Source organism: Collinsella sp. 1033st1_E11_1033SCRN_220408 (assembly GCF_039062465.1).
Lineage (GTDB): Bacteria > Actinomycetota > Coriobacteriia > Coriobacteriales > Atopobiaceae > Parolsenella.
The window spans coordinates 174,452-192,121 of the sequence record NZ_JBCLNF010000002.1 but is presented as its reverse complement, the minus strand read 5'-3'; the positions used below and the strand labels follow the sequence as shown (position 1 = coordinate 192,121).

Genomic DNA, 17,670 nt, shown 5'->3' with positions numbered 1-17,670 from the left:
GCGGTGGTAGCGTGGCTCGAGGACTATTCGCCACTACGGGAGGCAAGCATGCAAGAGCTCAGCCAGCGCACGTCGCAGTTCACGGATTCCGTGATTCGCCGCATGACGCGCGTTTCCATGAAGTACGACGCGATCAACCTGTCACAGGGCTTCCCTGATTTCGATCCCCCTGCGGAAATCACCGACCGCCTTGCCGAGGTCGCCCACAAGGGCCCGCACCAGTACGCCATTACCTGGGGAGCGCCCAACTTCCGCGCGGCGCTTGCTGCCAAGCAGAGCCCGCGCATGGGCATCGATATCGACCCTGAGACCCAGATCGTCGTCACCTGCGGGTCGACCGAGGCCATGATGTGCTCCGTCATGACGGTCACCAACCCCGGCGACCGCGTCGTGATCTTCTCGCCGTTCTACGAGAACTACGGAGCCGATACGATCCTGTGTGGCGCAGACCCCACGTACGTGGAGCTCCACGCGCCCACCTTCACCTTCGATGAGGCCGAGCTCGAGGCGGCGTGCGCCGTGCCGGGCACGAAGGCATTGATCCTGTGCAACCCATCTAACCCCTGCGGCCACGTTTTCTCGCGCGCCGAGCTCGAGTTTATTGCCAAGATGGCCGAGAAGTACGACCTATGGGTCATCACCGACGAGGTCTACGAGCACATCGTGTACGCACCGTACGAGCACATCTACTTTGCGAGCCTGCCGGGCATGGAGAAGCGTACGCTCTCCTGCAGCTCGCTCTCGAAGACCTACAGCATGACCGGCTGGCGCCTGGGCTACGTCATCGCGCCGGCAGATGTCATCGACCGCGCGCGCAAGGTGCATGACTTCCTTACCGTGGGCGCCGCGGCTCCTCTCATGGAGGCGGCCGTTGCGGGCCTCGAGCTGCCGCAGTCCTACTATGACGAGCTCACGGCGCTCTACACCCACAAGCGCGACCTGTTCTGCGACGGCTTGCGCAGCCTCGGCTTCGATTTCATTGAGCCGCAGGGCGCCTACTACGTTATGGCCGACGTCTCGAGCCTGGGCTACGAGAGCGATTATGACTGCGCGGTGGACCTCATCAAGAAGGTGGGCGTGGGCACGGTGCCTGCGAGCTGCTTCTATGACACGCCGGAGAACCGCTTCGTACGCTTCCACTTCGCCAAGTCTGACGAGGTGCTGAAGGCCGCCCTCGATCGTCTCGACGGCTGGCGCGAGAAGATGACGAAGTAGGAGGCGTGCGAGGACGGCGGGCGGCGTGTGCCCTGGGCTCGCGGGGATGGGCAGCATACGTTGTCGGGGGGCTTGCGGCCATTCGCCGATTGACAAAAACGGGTCATCTACCTGCGCATACGCAACGTAACGCATCGTTTACAGAAAAGGCCCTTGCTTCTGCGCGGGGGATGCGCGTATAGTCTCCGGCAACGTGCAAGAGCGTATTGAATCGAAGTCGAGAGAGCAGAGAGGAGTGCCAACATGTTCAAGTCCCAGAACAACAACTGGTGGTGGCGCAACTCGATCTCTCTCGGTCGATGGTGAGTCTTGTCGCGCCATATTTTTCGCGATTAGAAGGGCTCCCGGGCGACCGGGGGCCCTTTTTTCGTATCGCGGCTATGTCCGCAAGCTTTAGCCATAGCAAGTCAAGCAATCCCGACGACCAACCGGGAACAAAGGAAGGAATCCAAAAATGTCCGAGAACACCCAGCAGGCCCGCACCGTCTCCGCCAAGTCCACCGACGCCCTCGACCTCAAGGCCCTCGTCCTGCTCGCCATCCTGCTCGCCGCCGGCTTCATCCTGAACTTCACCCTCGGCAAGGCTATCTCCACGATGTCGGGCGGCATGATCTCCCCCGAGTTCATTATCTCCGCCTTCTGCATCACGATCCTCGTCGTCCGCCCGAACATCCCCCAGGCGCTCGTCATCGGCCTCATCTCCGCCGCCGTGATCCAGCTCACCACGACTTCGCCCTTCATCGACTTCGCCGCCGAGGGCGTCTCCGCCATGCTCATGGCCGGCATTGTGTCCGCCGCCGCCAAGAAGGGCTCCGTCAGCCCGGTTGCCGCCGCTGTCGCCACCTTCGCGGCAACCGCGGTCTCCGGCGTCATCTTCATGGTCATCAAGATCGCGATGGTCGGCGCTGCCGAGCAGCTCGCCGCCGCGATGCTCCCCGTCATCATGCTCACCGCCGTCTTCAACGCGATCCTCGTCGCCGCGCTCTACGTCCCCATCAAGAAGGCCCTCAAGCTCAACGACTAGCCTCCCGGCTCTGGACGCCGCTTACGCCCGCCGCTAGGCGCGACTCGGAAAGCGTCACCCCGCCGGCATCACCTCGACTCGGCATGCCGGCACCACCTCACGCAAAGCTCACCCGAAGGGATTCCACTATGGCCAGCGCCGAAGCCCGCACCGTCTCCGCCTCTGCCAAGTCCAATGGCCTCGTCGACATCAAGTCCCTCGTCCTGCTGGCGATTCTGCTCGCCGCCGGATTCATCCTCAACATGACCGTGGGCAACGCCCTGGCCACCGTTGGCATCAAGCCGCAGTTCATCATCGCCGCCTACGCGCTCGCGATCATCCTCACCCGCGCCAACCTCGTCCAGTCCGTCATCTACGCCGTCGTCTCCGCCTGCGTCATTCAGATCACGACGTCCATTCCCGGCCTGAACTTCCTCACCGAGACCGTTGCCGCCGCCGTGATGTTTGGTCTCTGCAGCCTTGACCGCAAGTCCGGTGGCTTCGCCCTGACCCCACTCGTAGCCACCTTCCTGACAACGCTCGTCTCCGGCGCCCTCTTCGCCGCCATCGGCACCGTGATGATGGGCGCCCCGATCGCCAGCGCCATGGTCAAGGTCCCGCTCGTCCTCGGCACCGCCGTGTTCAACGCGGCCGTCGTCCAGGCGCTCTATATCCCGCTCGTCAAGGTTCTTGGCAAGTAACTTAGATACGATGTTGGCGCTGGCTCTCATGCGGGCCGGCGCCTTTTCGTGCGCCGCGGCCATGTCGGCTGTTCTCGTACGACCGCTCGTCCCGCATCGCGCGCCCGCGCCTCGTGCGTGTTTCGCACCACCCACGTTCCGCGCCGCGCATGTCCATACAAACCCGACCGCTTCGAAAGGCCCCATCCACCATGACCACGGGCACATCAATCATCGAGCTCAAGGACGTCAGCTTCTCCTATGACGGATCCGGCGAGCCTGCGGGGGAGAAGGCGCTCGACCGGGTGTCCCTCTCCATCAGCGAGGGAGACTTCGTGGGCATCATCGGCCCCTCCGGAGCCGGCAAGTCCACCCTCGCCGCTGTCATGAGCGGCGCCATCCCGCATCACTTCACCGGCCAGCTCTTCGGCGCGACGTTCGTCGACGGCAGGGATACCTGCGACGTCACCCTGACGGACATCTCGAGCGTCGTCGGCAGCGTACTCCAGGACATCGATGCGCAGATGGTCGCGTCCGTCGTAGAGGACGAGATGCTGTTCGGCCTCGAGAACTTCGGCGTGCCGCACGACCAGATCGAGGGGCGCATCGCGACCACGCTCGAGACCGTGGGTATCTCCGATCTCCGCGACCGCGAGATCGCGACGCTGTCCGGCGGCCAGAAGCAGAAGGTCGCCATTGCCGCGATCCTGGCGCTCGAGCCGCGCGTCCTCGTCCTTGACGAGCCCACTGCCGCGCTCGACCCCGCCAGCTCGCGCCTCGTCTTTGAGACGCTGCGCGAGGCGAACGAACGCCTGGGCGTGACCGTCGTCGTCATCGAGCAGAAGGTCGCCCTGCTCTCCGAGTATTGCGACCGCATCGTCGTTATGGACCGCGGCCACATCGCCTTCTCCGGCACGCCACACGAGGTGTTCTGCCACTCCGAGGAGCTCCGCGCGATCGGCGTCGACAGCCCGCGCGTCGCCCGTATCTCGAACTGCCTCGTCAGGGATGGCTTCATCACAGCGGGCGAGCCCTGCCTGAACGTGGCCGAGGCCGAGGCTCTCGTTGCCGGGCTTGTGGGCGTTCGCGAGGGCGTCGCGGCCGGCGGCCAGGCCGCGGCCGACGCGACGGCGGAGACCCGCCCCGCCGCGTCCCCGCACGCCCCCGCCTCGCGCCCCCACGCTGAGGGAGCCGAGCCTGTCGTTCTGCTCCAGGGCGTGAACTTCTCCTATCCGCATGGCGGCGCCTCCGTGCGCGACCTCGAGATGCGCGTCTATCCCGGCGAGCTCGTGGGCGTCGTGGGCCAGAACGGCGCCGGCAAGACCACGCTCACCAAGCTGCTGAACGGGCTGCTCAAGCCCTCTTCCGGCAGCGTTCGCGTCGCGGGCCTCGACACGCGCGAGGTGCCGACGAGCGCCATTGCCGCCCGCTGCGCGACCCTCTTCCAGAATCCGGATCGCCAGCTGTGCAAGGACACGGTCCTCGAGGAGGTCGCCTTCGGCCTCGAGCTCCAGGGCGTCGAGGCGCGGGAGGCGAAGAGGCGCGCCGAGCAGGTCGCTCTGCGCTTCGGGCTGCCCCTCGACGAGGCGCCCTTCTCCCTCTCGCGCGGGCAGCGCCAGATGGTGGCGCTCGCGAGCGTCGTCGTCACCGATCCGGACGTCGTCCTGCTCGATGAGCCCACGAGCGGCCTTGACTATCGCGAATGCATGACCGTCATGGAGACCGTGCGAGAGATGGCCGAGCGCGGCTGCGCCGTCATCATGGTCTGCCACGACATGGAGGTCGTGAGCGACTTCGCTGAGCGCCTCGTGGTCATGGCGAACGGCGAGATCCTCGACCGCGGTCCTGTCGCCGAGGTCTTCGCGAACGAGGACCTCATGAAGCGCGCCTACGTCGCGCCGCCCCAGGCCGTCGAGCTTTCCGCACGCCTTGCGGCTGACGTGTCGCCCGAGTTCAGCGGCATGAGTGAGGTTTCCGACATCGTTCGCGTCACCGAGGAGATGATCCGCCGTGGTTAATGTCATCGACTACGTTCCGGGCGACACCGTTCTGCATCGCCTGAATCCCATCGCCAAGCTCGCGCTCGCGTCGGGCATCATCATCGCGACCTTCCTCGGCGACACCTACCCGATGCTTCTGGGCCTGCTTGCCCTCACGCTCGCGCTGGGTGCCTACGCTGGAGTCTTCAAGAACCTGCTCTCGCTGCTCAAGCTGCTCATCCCGCTCGCCGTGGTGATGCTCGCGCTCCAAACCGCCTTCGTGCGCACGGGCGATGTCGTCGCGCTGTGGATGACGGTCGACGGCCTGGTCACGGGCTCGAAGGCGTGCCTGCGCCTCCTCGGCGTGGCGCTGCCGCTCATCCTCATGCTTACCGTCACCAAGCTGAACGACCTCGCGAACGCCTGCGTCGAAATCCTCCACGTGCCCTATCGCTACGCCTTCACCTTTACGACGGCGCTGCGCTTCGTGCCCGTGTTCAGCCAGGAGATGAACGCGATCATGGAGGCCCAGACCGCGCGCGGCGTGGAGTACGACACGAAGAACCCCTTCAAGAAGGTCCAGCTCATGCTGCCGCTGTGCATTCCTTTGCTCGTGAGCTCGGTGGGCAAGACCGACGCCACCGCCCTCGCCGCCGAACAACGCGGCTTCTACCTGCGCACGCGAGAGAGCAGCTACAAGCGCTACCCGTTCGTCGCCACCGACTACGCAGCACTCCTCATCGCCGCCGCCCTCATCGTCTCCGGCGCGCTCTTCTAAACCTGCAGAAGAACCTGCAGAAGGGACAGTCCCTTTTTCAGGTGGTGCCGCGCGGAGTGACAAAGGGAGTGACAAAGGGACAGTCCCTTTGTCAACTTTGAGGGTGATGGGGAGACGGCTGCTGGAGGAATAGCCCTTTTGCACGCTTTGCCATCTCGACGGCTGATCCGCATCTGAGCGAAAACCAATAAGTATGTTTTCAGAGGACTTTAAGGGCCCGCTTCAACTATCATATGCACCGGATTTGAGTCGGGGTGGTCGATGAGAACGTTTCGTCGGCCACCCTGCCTGCTAAGGAATTGCTTCTAAGACCGGGGGCAAGGTGGATTGGAGCATGTTCGTGAAGACGAAGCGTTGTATTGGCCGGAGGGGCAACCTTGGCCATTTTGAGAGGGTGGGCCTCGGCTTTGGCGCGATCTGTGCCGTGCTCGTGGCCGCTCTGTTCACGCCGACGCCTGCTATGGCAGCCGACTGGATTGAGATCAATGGCGAAAGGTATCAGGCCGGCACGCCCCAGAGTGACCCCGCCGGCGACTCCTGGAAGTGGGACGGCGACAGCACGCTCACGCTCAGGGACTACGACGGTGGTGCCATTGGCGCTGGTGGCAATCTCGATATCGTCTGCGAGGGCAAGAACTCTGTAAAGAACGCCGATGGTGAGGGGTCCGTTCTATGGCAGGAGGGTGACGGTACGCTCACTGTTAAGGGCTCCGGATCGCTTTCCGTCGCTGCCACTGGTGGATTCTACGACATCAAGGCCATTTCCGCTGAGGGTAACATTGCCCTGACCGACGGTGTAACTGTGAGCGTTACGTCTGTGGACCTTGGCAATGCCATTGGTATCATGACGAACGGAAGCGTCAGTATCGATAAGGGCACCACCTTTACGGCCAACGATTGCTATGCGGGGATAATCGCGATTGGTGGGGTGACCATCGATGCCGCATCTGCCAACTTTACCGGCAGCTTTCCGGAGGACGAGGTCCCTCATCAGGAATATGGTGTGATGTGCGGCGGCTCTCTTGCCATCAAGAATGGCTCGGCCGTACGCGTTAAGCTTGACGGCTATGCGGCTATCGGATTCAGCGTTACCAAGACTGCTAGCTGGGATGGTCCGTCTGTCGCAATCGCCGACTCAGTGGTTGATATTGCCGTGAACTCTACCGCTAGTACCGTGGCCCCGAGCGGCATCGTGGCTATGTCTACTGTTCCTGATAACGAGATTTCCATTGCTCGCTCTACGGTCACCGTTGACTCGCCTTCTGGCCCCGCGATTATGGCCCAGTATCAGCTTACGAATGCCGAGACCGCTGATCGCGCAACAATCACTATCGATGGCTGCAAGATCGTCGAGCCGACTGTTGGTCGCGTTTGCGACATCTCTCTCAATTTTACGGACTATGACTACGGTATGCCAGTGGTGAGGGGCCAGTTCATCGGAACCGGTGACGTCCGTGCCGAATTCGAGGAGCCCGACTACTCTAACAATGTGTTTGCGTGCGTCTCGAGGAAGGTCGTCATCAAGCCCGACGCTCCGGTTGCTCCCGAGCCGCCCGCGACGACCGAGCCGCCCGCGACGACCGAGCCGCCCGCGACTACCGAGCCTCCCGCGACGACCGACCCCGCCACGTCTGGGTCTCCCGTAACGCCGGTCGTCCCGACGACGCCTGCGACTCCGGCCGTTACGCAGGGCGCTGCGACGACGACGGAGGAGAAAGCCCTGCCCCAGACCGGCGATTCCAACTCGCCTATTGCGGTTGCGGCCTTTGTTCTTGGCGGTATTCTCGCGCTCGCTCTCGCCTTTGTCGCAAGCCGCTCTAACGAGTAAGACCTGAAACCTGCAAAAGGGACAGTCCCTTTTGCAGATGACAGCGCGTAAGTTGACAAAGGGACAGTCCCTTTGTCAACTTTTGTGGTGCTGACTCGTGTAGCTTTGGTAGCGGGCGCCCCGCCTTTGCGGCCGGGCGCCCGTCTTCTGTATACTGAGTCCCCGAGTGAGTTCGATGGGTTCGGGTGACGTCACACCTCGAACCTGGTCAGGGCCGGAAGGCAGCAGCCATAAGGGGCCTCTGGCGGGCACCCGTTCCCATCGAACTCACTTATTGATCAGCAAAGCGACGCCCCGAGGAATGCGATGGCTGCATCCGAGGGGCGTTTTTCTAACTCGGCAACGTCGCGCCGCCTTGCGGCCCGTCACGCCGGACGGGAGGGACCATGGGCTTCATCAACTTCATCGTCGAGCTTCTGCAGGATCCGCGCACGGCCATCGCCAGCTGGATTGCCGCCGGCCCCCTCATGGCCTACGGCTGCGTCTTCCTCATCATCTTCATCGAGACGGGTGTCGTGTTCTTCCCGTTCCTTCCGGGCGACTCGCTGCTGTTCGCGTCGGGCTTCTTTGCGCACAACGGCGGCTTCAACATCGTGGCTCTTCTCGGCACTGCCTGGGCCGCCGCAATCCTGGGCGACCAGTGCAACTTCATGATCGGCCACTTCTTCGGCAAGAAGATTGTCGCCTCGGGCAAGGTCAAGGCCATGACGCCGGAGCGCCTCGAGAAGTCCGAGAAGTTCCTCGACAAGTGGGGCCACCTCGCCATCTTCCTCGGCCGATTCTTCCCGTTCATCCGCACCTTCGTGCCCTTCATCGCGGGCATGGGCGGCATGCACTGGCGCAACTTCGGCATCTACAACATCCTGGGCGGCATCACCTGGTCGACGCTCTTCACGCTCCTCGGCTACTTCTTCGGTGGAATCCCGTTTGTCCAGGAGCACTTTGAGCTGCTGATCGTGGGCATCGTGCTCGTCTCCGTCATCCCGACGGTCGCGGGTCTCGTGAAGGCGAAGCTCGCCAAGAAGGCCGAGTAGCGCGGGACGTGCGCCGTGGGGCGGACGCCCCTCATAGTGACGGCGAGGGCCGCGGGACGCAGGTGCTCCCGCGGCCTTTTTACGCGTCGCGTGGTTGCCGCGCGTCCGCGTCGCTCGTGCGTGAGCCTCGGTCCTGCGTGCCCGTGCGCCCCGGCCACGAGTGTCCCGGCATCATGCTCGAATCTTACCCACCGCGGAAATCGATACCGCAGCTAGAACACTAATTCCACCCGCTTTTACCGATGCTCCCGACATACCTTTCGCCAGGCCATGAGTACCGTTCGCGGCGGTAAAAACCCTGGCAGTGATTCAAGTCGGGCTCGGTTGTACACAATATGAGTAAAGCGCGCGCCCTCCTGAACGCTCGTCTCCCCTCCGGTCGTCGGGTAGCATGCTGGGCGCATTCAACGGCACGCCCATTTAGTTCTTCAGAGATTCTTCCAACCCCCTGTTCTCTGGGAGGGCGCGCGCCGATTGGAAGATCCGGGTCGCCCGCTAAGCGGGAAAAGGAGTCTTTGGCTGCCATGACCCGGCAAGCGCCCCGGATGATCGGGGCGCTTTTTTGTGCCTGGAATTCTGAATCTGTGGACTTCGCGGCTCGATGGCTATAAGGCGCATGGGCTCGCCGGGCGATCGGGGAACGCGGCTTGGCATGGACCTGCGTCGCTTCATGAAGTCGCCCGCCTATGGTGAGGAGCCTGCTTACAACAGCGCGATCGCCTGGCGCGCCGCGCCGAGGAAGCCGGCGTCGTTTCCCAGCGTGGCAACGCGAATGAGGGTGTCGCGGCAACCGGGGATGGCGTAGGCACGGTATTTCTCAAGGCAAACGTCACCAAACGTATCCCAGCCTCCGCACATGCCCCCGCCCAGAATGAACATCTCCGGGTCGACGAGGGCGGCGATGATCGACATGGCACGCGCGAGGTAGTCGGCGAGGCGGTCGCAGGCGCGCAGGGCCTCGGGATTGTCCGCGCGCGCGGCCTCGAAGACGGCGAGCGCGTCGGTCGCGTGGGCGATTGGGACCTCAGCGGCGCCGGATGCCGCGCACTCCTCGCGATAGAGGCGGATGAGGCCGCGGGCGCTCGCATATTGCTCGAGGCAGCCGTGGCAGCCGCAGCCGCAGGCTTCGGGTTCGCTGGGGTTTACGTTGATGTGGCCGGCTTCCCCGCCCGCGCCGTGCGTTCCAACGACAACCTTTCCGTCAACGATGACGCCGGCACCCACGCCCGTGCCGAGCGTAAGCATGACGGCGCTTCTGACGCCGTCGCCCGCTCCGAGCCAGGCCTCTCCAAGCGCCGCGGCGTTCGCGTCGTTGAGCGCGTGGGTGCGGGCACTGGGGAAGGCGGCCTTGAGGGCTGCGGTCAGACCGTCGAGATCGAGAACAGTGTTGGGGGCCATGGCCAGCGTGCCGTCCTCGAGGACGACGCCGGGAACGTCGATACCGACGGCGCTGAGCGTCTCGGGGTCCTTCCCCGCCTCGCGCACGAGGGCGACAGCGGAGGTGGAGACCCTATCAAACGCCTCGGCATTATCAAGCTCGCCGGTTGGGACCTTCGCTGTGGCGAGGATTTTCCCGCCCCTCGTCACAACGCCCATCTTGATGCTCGTACCGCCGATGTCGAGGCCGAGAACTGCCTCGTCCGTGTTGCTCGCCGCAGCTGCATCGAGCGCGTCATCAATATTTGTCATGGTTTCCCCCTCGGTCTCTGCGCACTTTCGAAAGCGTACGCCTTGCGACTCGGGCGGGGTGCGCGTATTAGGCGGACGGTAGCGCGGGAGAAGGAGACCGGGGTGTCCTCCGACGCGTTGGGGGATGACGTTGAATGCCGGAAAAGGCTCTGCGGAGGCGCGGGCCGCTGGTCGAGTGCCGCCGTCATGGGTGTCCGCGCGGTGTCAGGCGCGAGCGCGCCAGGCGGCCCGGGTATACTGGTCTGGTCTGGCGTGGCCCGTCTCGGTCGCGCCGCTACGATTGCCGGAGGTCCCATGGAGTCGCTGTATCGCAAATATCGTCCGCAGACGTTTGAGCAGGTAGTCGGCCAGGCGCACGTGGTCTCTACGCTCGAGCGTGCCGTGTGCGAGGGCCGCACGAGCCATGCGTACCTCTTCTGCGGCCCGCGCGGCACTGGCAAGACCACCATGGCCCGCATCCTTGCGAAGGCCCTCATGTGCGAGCAGGGCGAGGGCCACCTGCCGGATGGCACCTGTGAGGAGTGCCGCCTCATCGCCGCCGGCGAGCACCCGGATGTCTACGAGCTCGACGCGGCAAGCCGCACGGGCGTCGACAACGTGCGCGAGGAGATCATCAACCGCGTCGACTATGCGCCGGTGCGTGGCCGCTACAAGGTCTACATCATCGACGAGGTCCACATGCTGACGCCCGCGGCGTTTAACGCGCTGCTCAAGACGCTCGAGGAGCCGCCGGCACACGTCGTCTTCATCATGTGCACGACCGATCCGCAGAAGATCCTCGCCACCATTCTCTCTCGCGTGCAACGCTTCGACTTCCACTCCATCGCGCCGGACGAGATGCGCGCCCACCTCGTTGACGTGTGCGAGAAGGAGGGTTTCACCTTCGATGACGAGGCTCTCGACATCGTTGTGCGTCATGCTCGCGGAGGCATGCGTGATGCGCTCTCCGCGCTCGAGCAACTCTCTGTCTTTGGCGCGGGAGATGTGAGTGCCGAGGCCGCGCGCGATCTTCTCGGCGAGGCGAGCGGCTCTGCGCTCTCCGGCGTGTCGCTGGCACTCGCGAACCGTGATGTGCCCGCGCTCTTCTCCGAGGTGGCGGAGCTCGTCAACAACGGCGGAGACCTATTGCAGTTTACGCGCGAGCTCGCGAGCCGCGTGCGCGATGCCTACGTGGTGAGCGTTGCCGGTGCCAAGCCGGGCGTGGTGAACGCGTCCGACGAGGCCCTGACCGAGCTTGCGGACGAGGCTGCAGCATATGGCAGCAGCGACCGCCTCGCACGCGTGCTTACCGTGCTCGGCGATGCGGCGAGCGAAATGCGCACCGCCGTCAACCAGCGACTCGTTCTCGAGATCGCCCTGACGCGCTGCGCGAGGCCCGAAGGCGACCTTACGCTCGAGGCCCTTGCCGAGCGTATCGAGTGCCTCGAGCGCGGGGGAGTGGCGGTGGCCCCCGCTGTCGGTGCGTCCACGCCTGCGGTGGCGCCTGTGGTAGCGTCATCGCCCACGCCGAGGCCCGCCCCTGCGCCTGCGCCTGCGGCTGCGGCGCCGAAACCGTTTACGCCGCCGCCCCTGCCTCGCCGCAAGCCCGCGGTGGCCCCGGCGCTCGTGCCCACGGCTATTCCGGCGCCCGCGCCTGCTCCGGAGCCCGCGGCTGCTCCGACGCCGGTCAAGCCCGCCGTTGCTCCGGCTCCCGCGCCGAAGTCCGCGGCTGCCCCGGCTCCCGCGGCGGCTCCGGCGGCGGCCCCGGCTCCCGCGCCCACTTCGTCGGTCGCTGCTGGCAATCTCCAGCGCACGTGGAAGGGCGTCGTCGATGGCATCGTCAAGAGCAACCCCTCGTGCGGTGGGCTGCTGCTTAACGTGACCGCGCTGTCTGATGACGGCTCGACCTTGACGCTTGGTCTGCCCGCGGGTGGTTCTTTCGTCCGCCTGATGCTCGGCCGCGCAGACGTGAAGGCGATTCTCGATGCCGCCGTGACGGCCGCCTTTGGCTCTCGCCAGATTGCGCTCGTCGGCTCCGAGGCGCCTGCCGTGCCTGAGCCCAAGCCTGCCCCTGCTGCCGTTGCCGCGCCTAAGCCCGCTCCGGCTCCTGCCGCCGTTGCCGCGCCCGCGCCAGCGCCCGCGCCGGCCACCGCGCCCGAACCGGCGTCCGCATTCGAGGAAGACGAGCCGCCCTATGACGACTACGTTCCCTATGACGACGAGGATGCCTTCGCTCCTGGCGACGAGGATTCCGCGCCCGCGAATCTTGGCGCCGACCCGAGCGAGTCCGAGGCGCCCGCTGCCCCCGCGTCCGCGACTGCCGAGCCGGCTCCCGCGCCTGCGGCACCCTCGCTTTCCGTTCCTCCCGCGGCTTCTGCTGCGGCGGGATCGTCTGACCCCATCACCTCCGAGGCAGAGCTTCGCTCCGCGATGATGGATATCTTCGGGGCCGGAATCAAGATCGACCATGTTGAGGGCGACGCCTAGGCCGGATGGCATGCAAGGCCCTCAGCGGGTAAAGTAGAAGAGTTGCCAATGCCGTTTTCTCGGCGATAGACGAAGGAGCCCCCATGGCCCAGATGAATATGCAGCAGATGATGAAGCAGGCACGCAAGATGCAGGAGCAGCTTGCTGCCGCGCAGGAGAAGCTCAAGGACCTCGAGGTCTCCTCCTCCACCGGTGGTGGCATGGTCAAGGTCGTCGCCACTGGCGAGATGCAGATCAAGTCCATCGAGATCAGCCCCGACGCCTGCGATCCCGAGGACGTCGAGCTTCTCCAGGATATGGTCCTCGCTGCCGTTAATGAGGCCCTTTCCAGCGCCCAAGAGGCTGCCGGCTCTCAGATGAGTGCCGCCACTGGTCTCGGCGGCATGAACATTCCGGGGCTCTTCTAACCTATGCCCTACGACCAAATTGGCGCCCAGGGAGAGCCCTTCGGTGCCTCGCGCAATGATGGTCGCGCCTTGCGTCGCCTGCTCGACGAGCTTGGCCGCCTGCCGGGCATTGGGCCTAAGAGCGCCCAGCGCATCGCCTATCACATCCTCGGCGCTGATGCCGAGGATGCTCGTAGGCTTGCGCAGGCGATCCTCGACGTCAAGCAACAGGTTCACTTCTGCCCGGTCTGCTTCAGCTACGCGACGCGCGAGCGCTGCGACGTCTGCGAGGACCCGGGCCGCGACCAGACCTCAATCTGCGTGGTCTCGGAGCCCCGTGACGTCTCCGCCATCGAGCGGACGGGCGCGTTCCACGGACTGTATCACGTCCTCGGCGGCGTTATTTCGCCCATGGATAAGATCGGACCGGAGCAGCTCCACGTGCGCGAGCTTCTCTCGCGCCTGGCGGATGGCACCGTCACCGAGGTTATCCTCGCGACGAATCCGGACGTCGAGGGCGAGACCACGGCTACGTACTTGTCGCGCACGATCAAGCCGCTCGGCGTGCACGTGACGCGCCTCGCGAGTGGTCTTCCGGTTGGTGGAGACCTTGAGTACGCGGACGAGGTCACGCTGGGGCGTGCGATTGAGGCTCGCAGAGAGCTGTAGAATTTCGTCGTCAGCGGAGGCGGGCATTTCGTCCGCCTACCGCGCGCGACAAAGGGGGAATGGCGATGTCAGCAAAGCGCTTCAAACAGCCGGATCAGGGTCAGCCCCAGCGGGCCGCATCCGCGTCTGGCCAGCGCCCCGTCTCCGGACACCACATGGGCGCGCATGCCGCCACGCCGCGACCGGCGGATCGGGTTCCTCCGGTGTCGGGGTATTCCGCGCCTGCACGCGCTCAGGCTGCGTCCGCGCCTGCCGCGGCCCATCGTCAGGGCTCTGCGCCGGCTCGCGCCAGGGGCTCCCGCTTTGCGGACGCAACCCGCGCGACTGCCTCTTCCCACCAGTTCGCTCACCTCGGGGGCACTACGGACCTTGGCGTTGCCGCCGGCCAGGTCCCTGTCACCGCGTCTGACGACGGGGCCGGCTCCTATTCGGGCGACGACGCACCGCGTCCCATTGACGTCGACCCCGCGGCAACGGGCTCCTTTAATACGATCCGTCGCGGTCAGGGTGCCGTCATCTCTACGCGCGAGACCGCAGGTCGTGCTGCCGCTGCCGCTCGCAGGTCTCTTCCCAAGGAAGCGCGTCGTGGTCAGGGCACGCGCCAGCGCTCGGCAAAGGCCCCGCTTCCGGTTCTCGTTGGCATTGGCGTCGCCGCGCTCGTGGTAGTCGTCCTTCTCGTCATGCTTGTCACGTCGCTCCTGGGTGGCTCCTCCAAGCAGGCTTCTGGCGCCGCCACGACCGCTCCCGCCGAGACGGTCGTTTCTGCGCAAGAGGGCATCCAGCTTGGGAGTTACACCTATTCTACGAGCCAGGGTGATCAGGGCTGGGAGCTTGTCCGCAGCTCGACTGCTGGGGAGACCGCGGTGGTAGCGGCGCTTTCGGGCACCCCCGCCTCTGTCTGCCTATATCAGGGCACGCTTTATATTCCGGAGAACCTGCCCGATGGCACGTGGGACATCATCTGCTATCTTCCCGCCGATGGCTCAACTGCTTCCCAGCTGCTTGGCGGCGACGGCCAGCCCGTCGTTGGTTCGGGCACGGTGACAAGCGCCGTGGTTCAGGGCGGGTCGCTTGCGCTTTCCGGCGATGGCGTCTCGCAATCCGTGCCTCTTAGCTAGAAGAAGTGAGCGATGTCCCTGGTAGAAGGCTAGCGCTGGAGCATGTTGCATCTTTGTCAAAAACTGGCAAAGAAATTTGAAAAAGCTACTAGACAGGGCTAGAGAGTTTCCTGTACTATAGCTCTCGCACCTGACACGGGGTATTAGCTCAGCTGGTTAGAGCGCCGGCCTGTCACGTCGGAGGTCGCGGGTTCGAGCCCCGCATATCCCGCCATTAGATGTTCGAAGGGTCCTGGTTCACGCCAGGGCCCTTTTTGTTTTGGGCGAGCGGGTCTCCTCGTGTGGCGAGTCGCTCGGGCCGCGCGTCTCTTTGTCTGGACGATCCCGTGTCATTCCGCCTCCGTCGCTGGAGTCGAGCGCCTGCTAAATCTGCTGTCCCTTGAGGGCGAGACAACTCCCTTAGTTGCGGCGCCATTACCAAGGGCCCACAAAACGCCATGCGACTGGTCGCATTTGCTAAAATTGCTAGGTCGCACTCACATTTCACGGGGGTGATTAATGGTGACTGCGCCGACGCAAACAATGGCCCCGGCTCGCCTCGCCGTCTTCGACTATGACGGGACGATTCTGAGCGGTCAGTCGGGCGCTCTCTTTTCGCGCTATCTGCTTTCGAACGGGCTTGTGACGAAACGCACCGCGTTGCGCCTGTTCTGGTGGGGAGTTCGCTATAAGCTTCACCTGCCATTCCGTCAGGATGAGGCTCGCGAGCTGATCTTCCGCGATCTCGGGGCCCATGGCTACGATTACGCCACGCGGGTCATGCGGGATTTCTCGCATGAGGTTCTCGAGCCGCGTGAGCGGGCCGCCGCCAAGGCGGAGATTCGTCGCCGTGCCGATGAGGGCTGCGCTACCGTGCTCGTTTCCGCGACGTTCTTCGAGATCGCCCGCCTTGCGGCAGAACGCCTGGGTATTGACGGCGTCGCCGCCACGCGCATGGAGCGCGACGCCGATGGCGCTTATACCGGCAAGGTCGAGGGCGAGGTCGTCGCGGGTGCGGGGAAGGTCCGGGCTGTCGTCGCTTGGGCAGAGGAGCGCTTCGGCCACGACTGGTCGATTGCCTACGCCTATGGCGACCACTTCACTGACGAGCCTCTGCTTGAGCTGGCGGACACGCCTTACGCGGTCTGTCCGGGGACCACGCTCTCGCGCATTGCGAAGAAGCGCGGTTGGCAGAGTTTGAACTGGAGGTAGCCTTGGATATCTCGAGAAAGACGGACTACGCCCTGCGCATGCTCGCAGAGCTCGTCCGCGAGCCTTCCGGGGTCGTTTCCGTTCGTTCCGCGGCAGACCAGAACAACGTGCCTTACTCCTTTGCGCGCTCGATTCAGCGCGACCTCGTTCAGGCCGGCGTCATAGAGAGTATTCGCGGTTCTCGCGGTGGCATGCGTCTCGTAGCTGACCCGTCGACCGTCACCCTGCTCGATGTCGTCGAGGCCGTGCAGGGCCCGCTTGCGATTTCCGGCTGTGCTGCGGCTGGTCCGGATGGGGGAGAGTGCCCGCGTGCCATCGCCTGTGGATACAATCCCATTTGGAGGGGCGCTCAGGAGCTGCTCGATAGCTATCTCTCCTCGGTGACGCTTGCCGAGGCGGTTTCTGGCCGCGCGCGTCCCGTCGTGGACGCCCGCTTCACCCGTCCCGGCGAGTCCGGTGTGGCGCATCGATGAGCGAGGGTATCGAAGCCTTCCGCGAACGCGTCTATCTTGCGGGCCGCGAGTTGTATCGCGATCTCCCCTGGCGTCGCACGCATGACCCCTATGCGATTTGGGTCTCCGAGGCAATGCTCCAGCAGACGCAAGTCTCTCGTGTTGACGGGAGATGGCAGTCCTGGCTCGACCGATTCCCCTCGGTCGACGCGCTTGCCGCCGCTACCTCGGCAGACGTGCTTGCCGAGTGGCAGGGCTTGGGCTATAACCGTCGTGCCCTCGCGCTCTGGCGCGCCGCGCGGGAGATTTGCGAGCGCCACGCGGGCGTTATGCCCCACGACGAGGCCGCCCTCAAGGCGCTTCCGGGGATTGGTCCCGCGACGGCTGCCGGCATTCGCGCCTTCGCGTTCGACCTGCCCGGCGTCTACCTCGAGACAAACGTGCGCGCGGTCTTTCTCCACGAGCTCTTTCCCGGTGCCGAGGGCGTGCCGGATTCTGCCCTTCGGCCGCTTGTGGCCGAGGCGTGCCCCGACGACTCGCTGGCGATTGTCGGTGCTGACGCGCCATGCTCGCCGCGTACCTGGTATTACGCGTTGCTTGACTATGGCGCGCACCTCAAGCGGACCTTGCCCAACCCATCCCGTCGCTCTCGCGAGAACGTGAGGCAGTCGCGTTTTGAGGGGTCACATCGTCAGAAGCGCGCTGTCCTCGTGAGGCTGTTGCTTGCTGCGGGCGTTGAGGGGGTCTCTGCCGCCGACGCCGCTCTCGAGCTCACAGAATTCGAGGCCAAGGCGGGGCGTGCCGCCGTTACTGAGGCTGCCACCTCCGGCATTCTCGAGGAGCTTGCCGCCGAGGGCTTCTGCCGCGAGGTGGCTTCAGGGTGTTGGGTCGTTTAGCTGCGATCTTGCCATCGCAAACAGGAATCTTACCGCTGGCGGCGCGTCTCTGTGCCGCGTTGCTTTGGCGGTGTGCGGGCGTTTGCGTTTTCGCATGCGAACGATTGCCGCCTGCATGCGCGGTCGGCTGGCGCTTTCGCGCGATGCGCGTGACGCGTTGGGCTGGCGGTTTCGCGCGATGCGCGTGACGTGTTGATTGTCCGGCCGTGCGTATTGCTCCCGCGCCTGGGGTAGAAGAGCTGTGGTTCGATTGGGGCGTCGCCTGGGATTGCGGCGCACAAGAGAG

Annotated in this window: 15 protein-coding genes, 1 tRNA gene and 1 other RNA gene; 16 read left to right on the top strand and 1 reads right to left on the bottom strand. The window is 64.8% G+C overall.

Features of this window, described 5'->3' with window-relative positions; genetic code table 11:
* Window positions 1-48 precede the first annotated feature (48 nt).
* The 8 genes from ABCN07_RS02840 to ABCN07_RS02805 all read left to right on the top strand — a co-directional run bounded on the left by ABCN07_RS02840 (window position 49) and on the right by ABCN07_RS02805 (window position 8,517).
* The gene (locus ABCN07_RS02840) at window positions 49-1,215 is read left to right on the top strand and encodes an aminotransferase class I/II-fold pyridoxal phosphate-dependent enzyme (protein ID WP_343005288.1); all 1,167 of its coding nucleotides are present in this window, start codon (window positions 49-51) and stop codon (window positions 1,213-1,215) included.
* A gap of 454 nt (window positions 1,216-1,669) precedes the next feature.
* The gene (locus ABCN07_RS02835; protein WP_343005287.1) at window positions 1,670-2,239 is read left to right on the top strand and encodes a tryptophan transporter; all 570 of its coding nucleotides are present in this window, start codon (window positions 1,670-1,672) and stop codon (window positions 2,237-2,239) included.
* Window positions 2,240-2,367: 128 nt separating this feature from the next.
* Entirely contained in the window at window positions 2,368-2,919 is a 552-nt protein-coding gene (locus ABCN07_RS02830; RefSeq protein WP_343005286.1) for a tryptophan transporter, read from the top strand.
* A 191-nt stretch (window positions 2,920-3,110) separates the two neighbouring features.
* Complete coding sequence (locus tag ABCN07_RS02825) at window positions 3,111-4,916, top strand: energy-coupling factor transporter ATPase (protein WP_343005285.1); 1,806 nt, start codon at window positions 3,111-3,113, stop codon at window positions 4,914-4,916.
* Entirely contained in the window at window positions 4,909-5,655 is a 747-nt protein-coding gene (locus tag ABCN07_RS02820; protein ID WP_343005284.1) for an energy-coupling factor transporter transmembrane component T, read from the top strand. The genes ABCN07_RS02825 and ABCN07_RS02820 overlap by 8 nt, the downstream gene beginning before the upstream one ends.
* Window positions 5,656-5,989: 334 nt before the next feature.
* Window positions 5,990-7,483: an LPXTG cell wall anchor domain-containing protein gene (locus ABCN07_RS02815; RefSeq protein WP_343005283.1), complete on the top strand. Its 1,494-nt coding sequence runs from the start codon at window positions 5,990-5,992 to the stop codon at window positions 7,481-7,483.
* A 172-nt stretch (window positions 7,484-7,655) separates the two neighbouring features.
* Window positions 7,656-7,751, top strand: an RNA gene (gene ffs, locus ABCN07_RS02810) — signal recognition particle sRNA small type.
* Window positions 7,752-7,869: 118 nt separating this feature from the next.
* Window positions 7,870-8,517 carry a VTT domain-containing protein gene (locus ABCN07_RS02805; RefSeq protein ID WP_343005282.1) on the top strand — a complete coding sequence of 216 codons (648 nt, stop codon included), beginning with the start codon at window positions 7,870-7,872 and terminating at the stop codon, window positions 8,515-8,517.
* 702 nt (window positions 8,518-9,219) lie between these two features.
* On the opposite strand, the gene ABCN07_RS02800 is transcribed toward ABCN07_RS02805, so the two are convergent.
* On the bottom strand, window positions 9,220-10,206 hold the full coding sequence (locus tag ABCN07_RS02800; RefSeq protein WP_343005281.1) for an ROK family protein: 987 nt from the start codon (window positions 10,204-10,206) through the stop codon (window positions 9,220-9,222).
* Between the two features lie 294 nt (window positions 10,207-10,500).
* On the opposite strand from ABCN07_RS02800, the gene dnaX reads away from it, so the two are divergent.
* The 8 genes from dnaX to ABCN07_RS02760 all read left to right on the top strand — a co-directional run bounded on the left by dnaX (window position 10,501) and on the right by ABCN07_RS02760 (window position 17,384).
* Window positions 10,501-12,672: a DNA polymerase III subunit gamma/tau gene (dnaX, locus tag ABCN07_RS02795; protein ID WP_343005280.1), complete on the top strand. Its 2,172-nt coding sequence runs from the start codon at window positions 10,501-10,503 to the stop codon at window positions 12,670-12,672.
* An 83-nt stretch (window positions 12,673-12,755) separates the two neighbouring features.
* Entirely contained in the window at window positions 12,756-13,079 is a 324-nt protein-coding gene (locus ABCN07_RS02790) for a YbaB/EbfC family nucleoid-associated protein (RefSeq protein ID WP_293814361.1), read from the top strand.
* Between the two features lie 3 nt (window positions 13,080-13,082).
* Window positions 13,083-13,727 (top strand): recombination mediator RecR, encoded by a 645-nt coding sequence (recR, locus tag ABCN07_RS02785; RefSeq protein ID WP_317285393.1) that lies wholly within the window; start codon window positions 13,083-13,085, stop codon window positions 13,725-13,727.
* A gap of 203 nt (window positions 13,728-13,930) precedes the next feature.
* Entirely contained in the window at window positions 13,931-14,845 is a 915-nt protein-coding gene (locus tag ABCN07_RS02780) for a hypothetical protein (RefSeq protein ID WP_343005279.1), read from the top strand.
* A gap of 137 nt (window positions 14,846-14,982) precedes the next feature.
* Window positions 14,983-15,059, top strand: a tRNA-Asp gene (locus tag ABCN07_RS02775).
* 284 nt (window positions 15,060-15,343) lie between these two features.
* A complete protein-coding gene (locus ABCN07_RS02770) occupies window positions 15,344-16,036 on the top strand; it encodes an HAD-IB family hydrolase (RefSeq protein WP_343005278.1) in 693 nt (230 codons plus the stop codon).
* Window positions 16,012-16,509: an Rrf2 family transcriptional regulator gene (locus tag ABCN07_RS02765; RefSeq protein ID WP_343005277.1), complete on the top strand. Its 498-nt coding sequence runs from the start codon at window positions 16,012-16,014 to the stop codon at window positions 16,507-16,509. Before ABCN07_RS02770 ends, ABCN07_RS02765 begins: the two co-directional genes overlap by 25 nt.
* Window positions 16,506-17,384 (top strand): adenine glycosylase, encoded by an 879-nt coding sequence (locus ABCN07_RS02760; protein WP_343005276.1) that lies wholly within the window; start codon window positions 16,506-16,508, stop codon window positions 17,382-17,384. Before ABCN07_RS02765 ends, ABCN07_RS02760 begins: the two co-directional genes overlap by 4 nt.
* The last annotated feature ends 286 nt before the right edge of the window (window positions 17,385-17,670 follow it).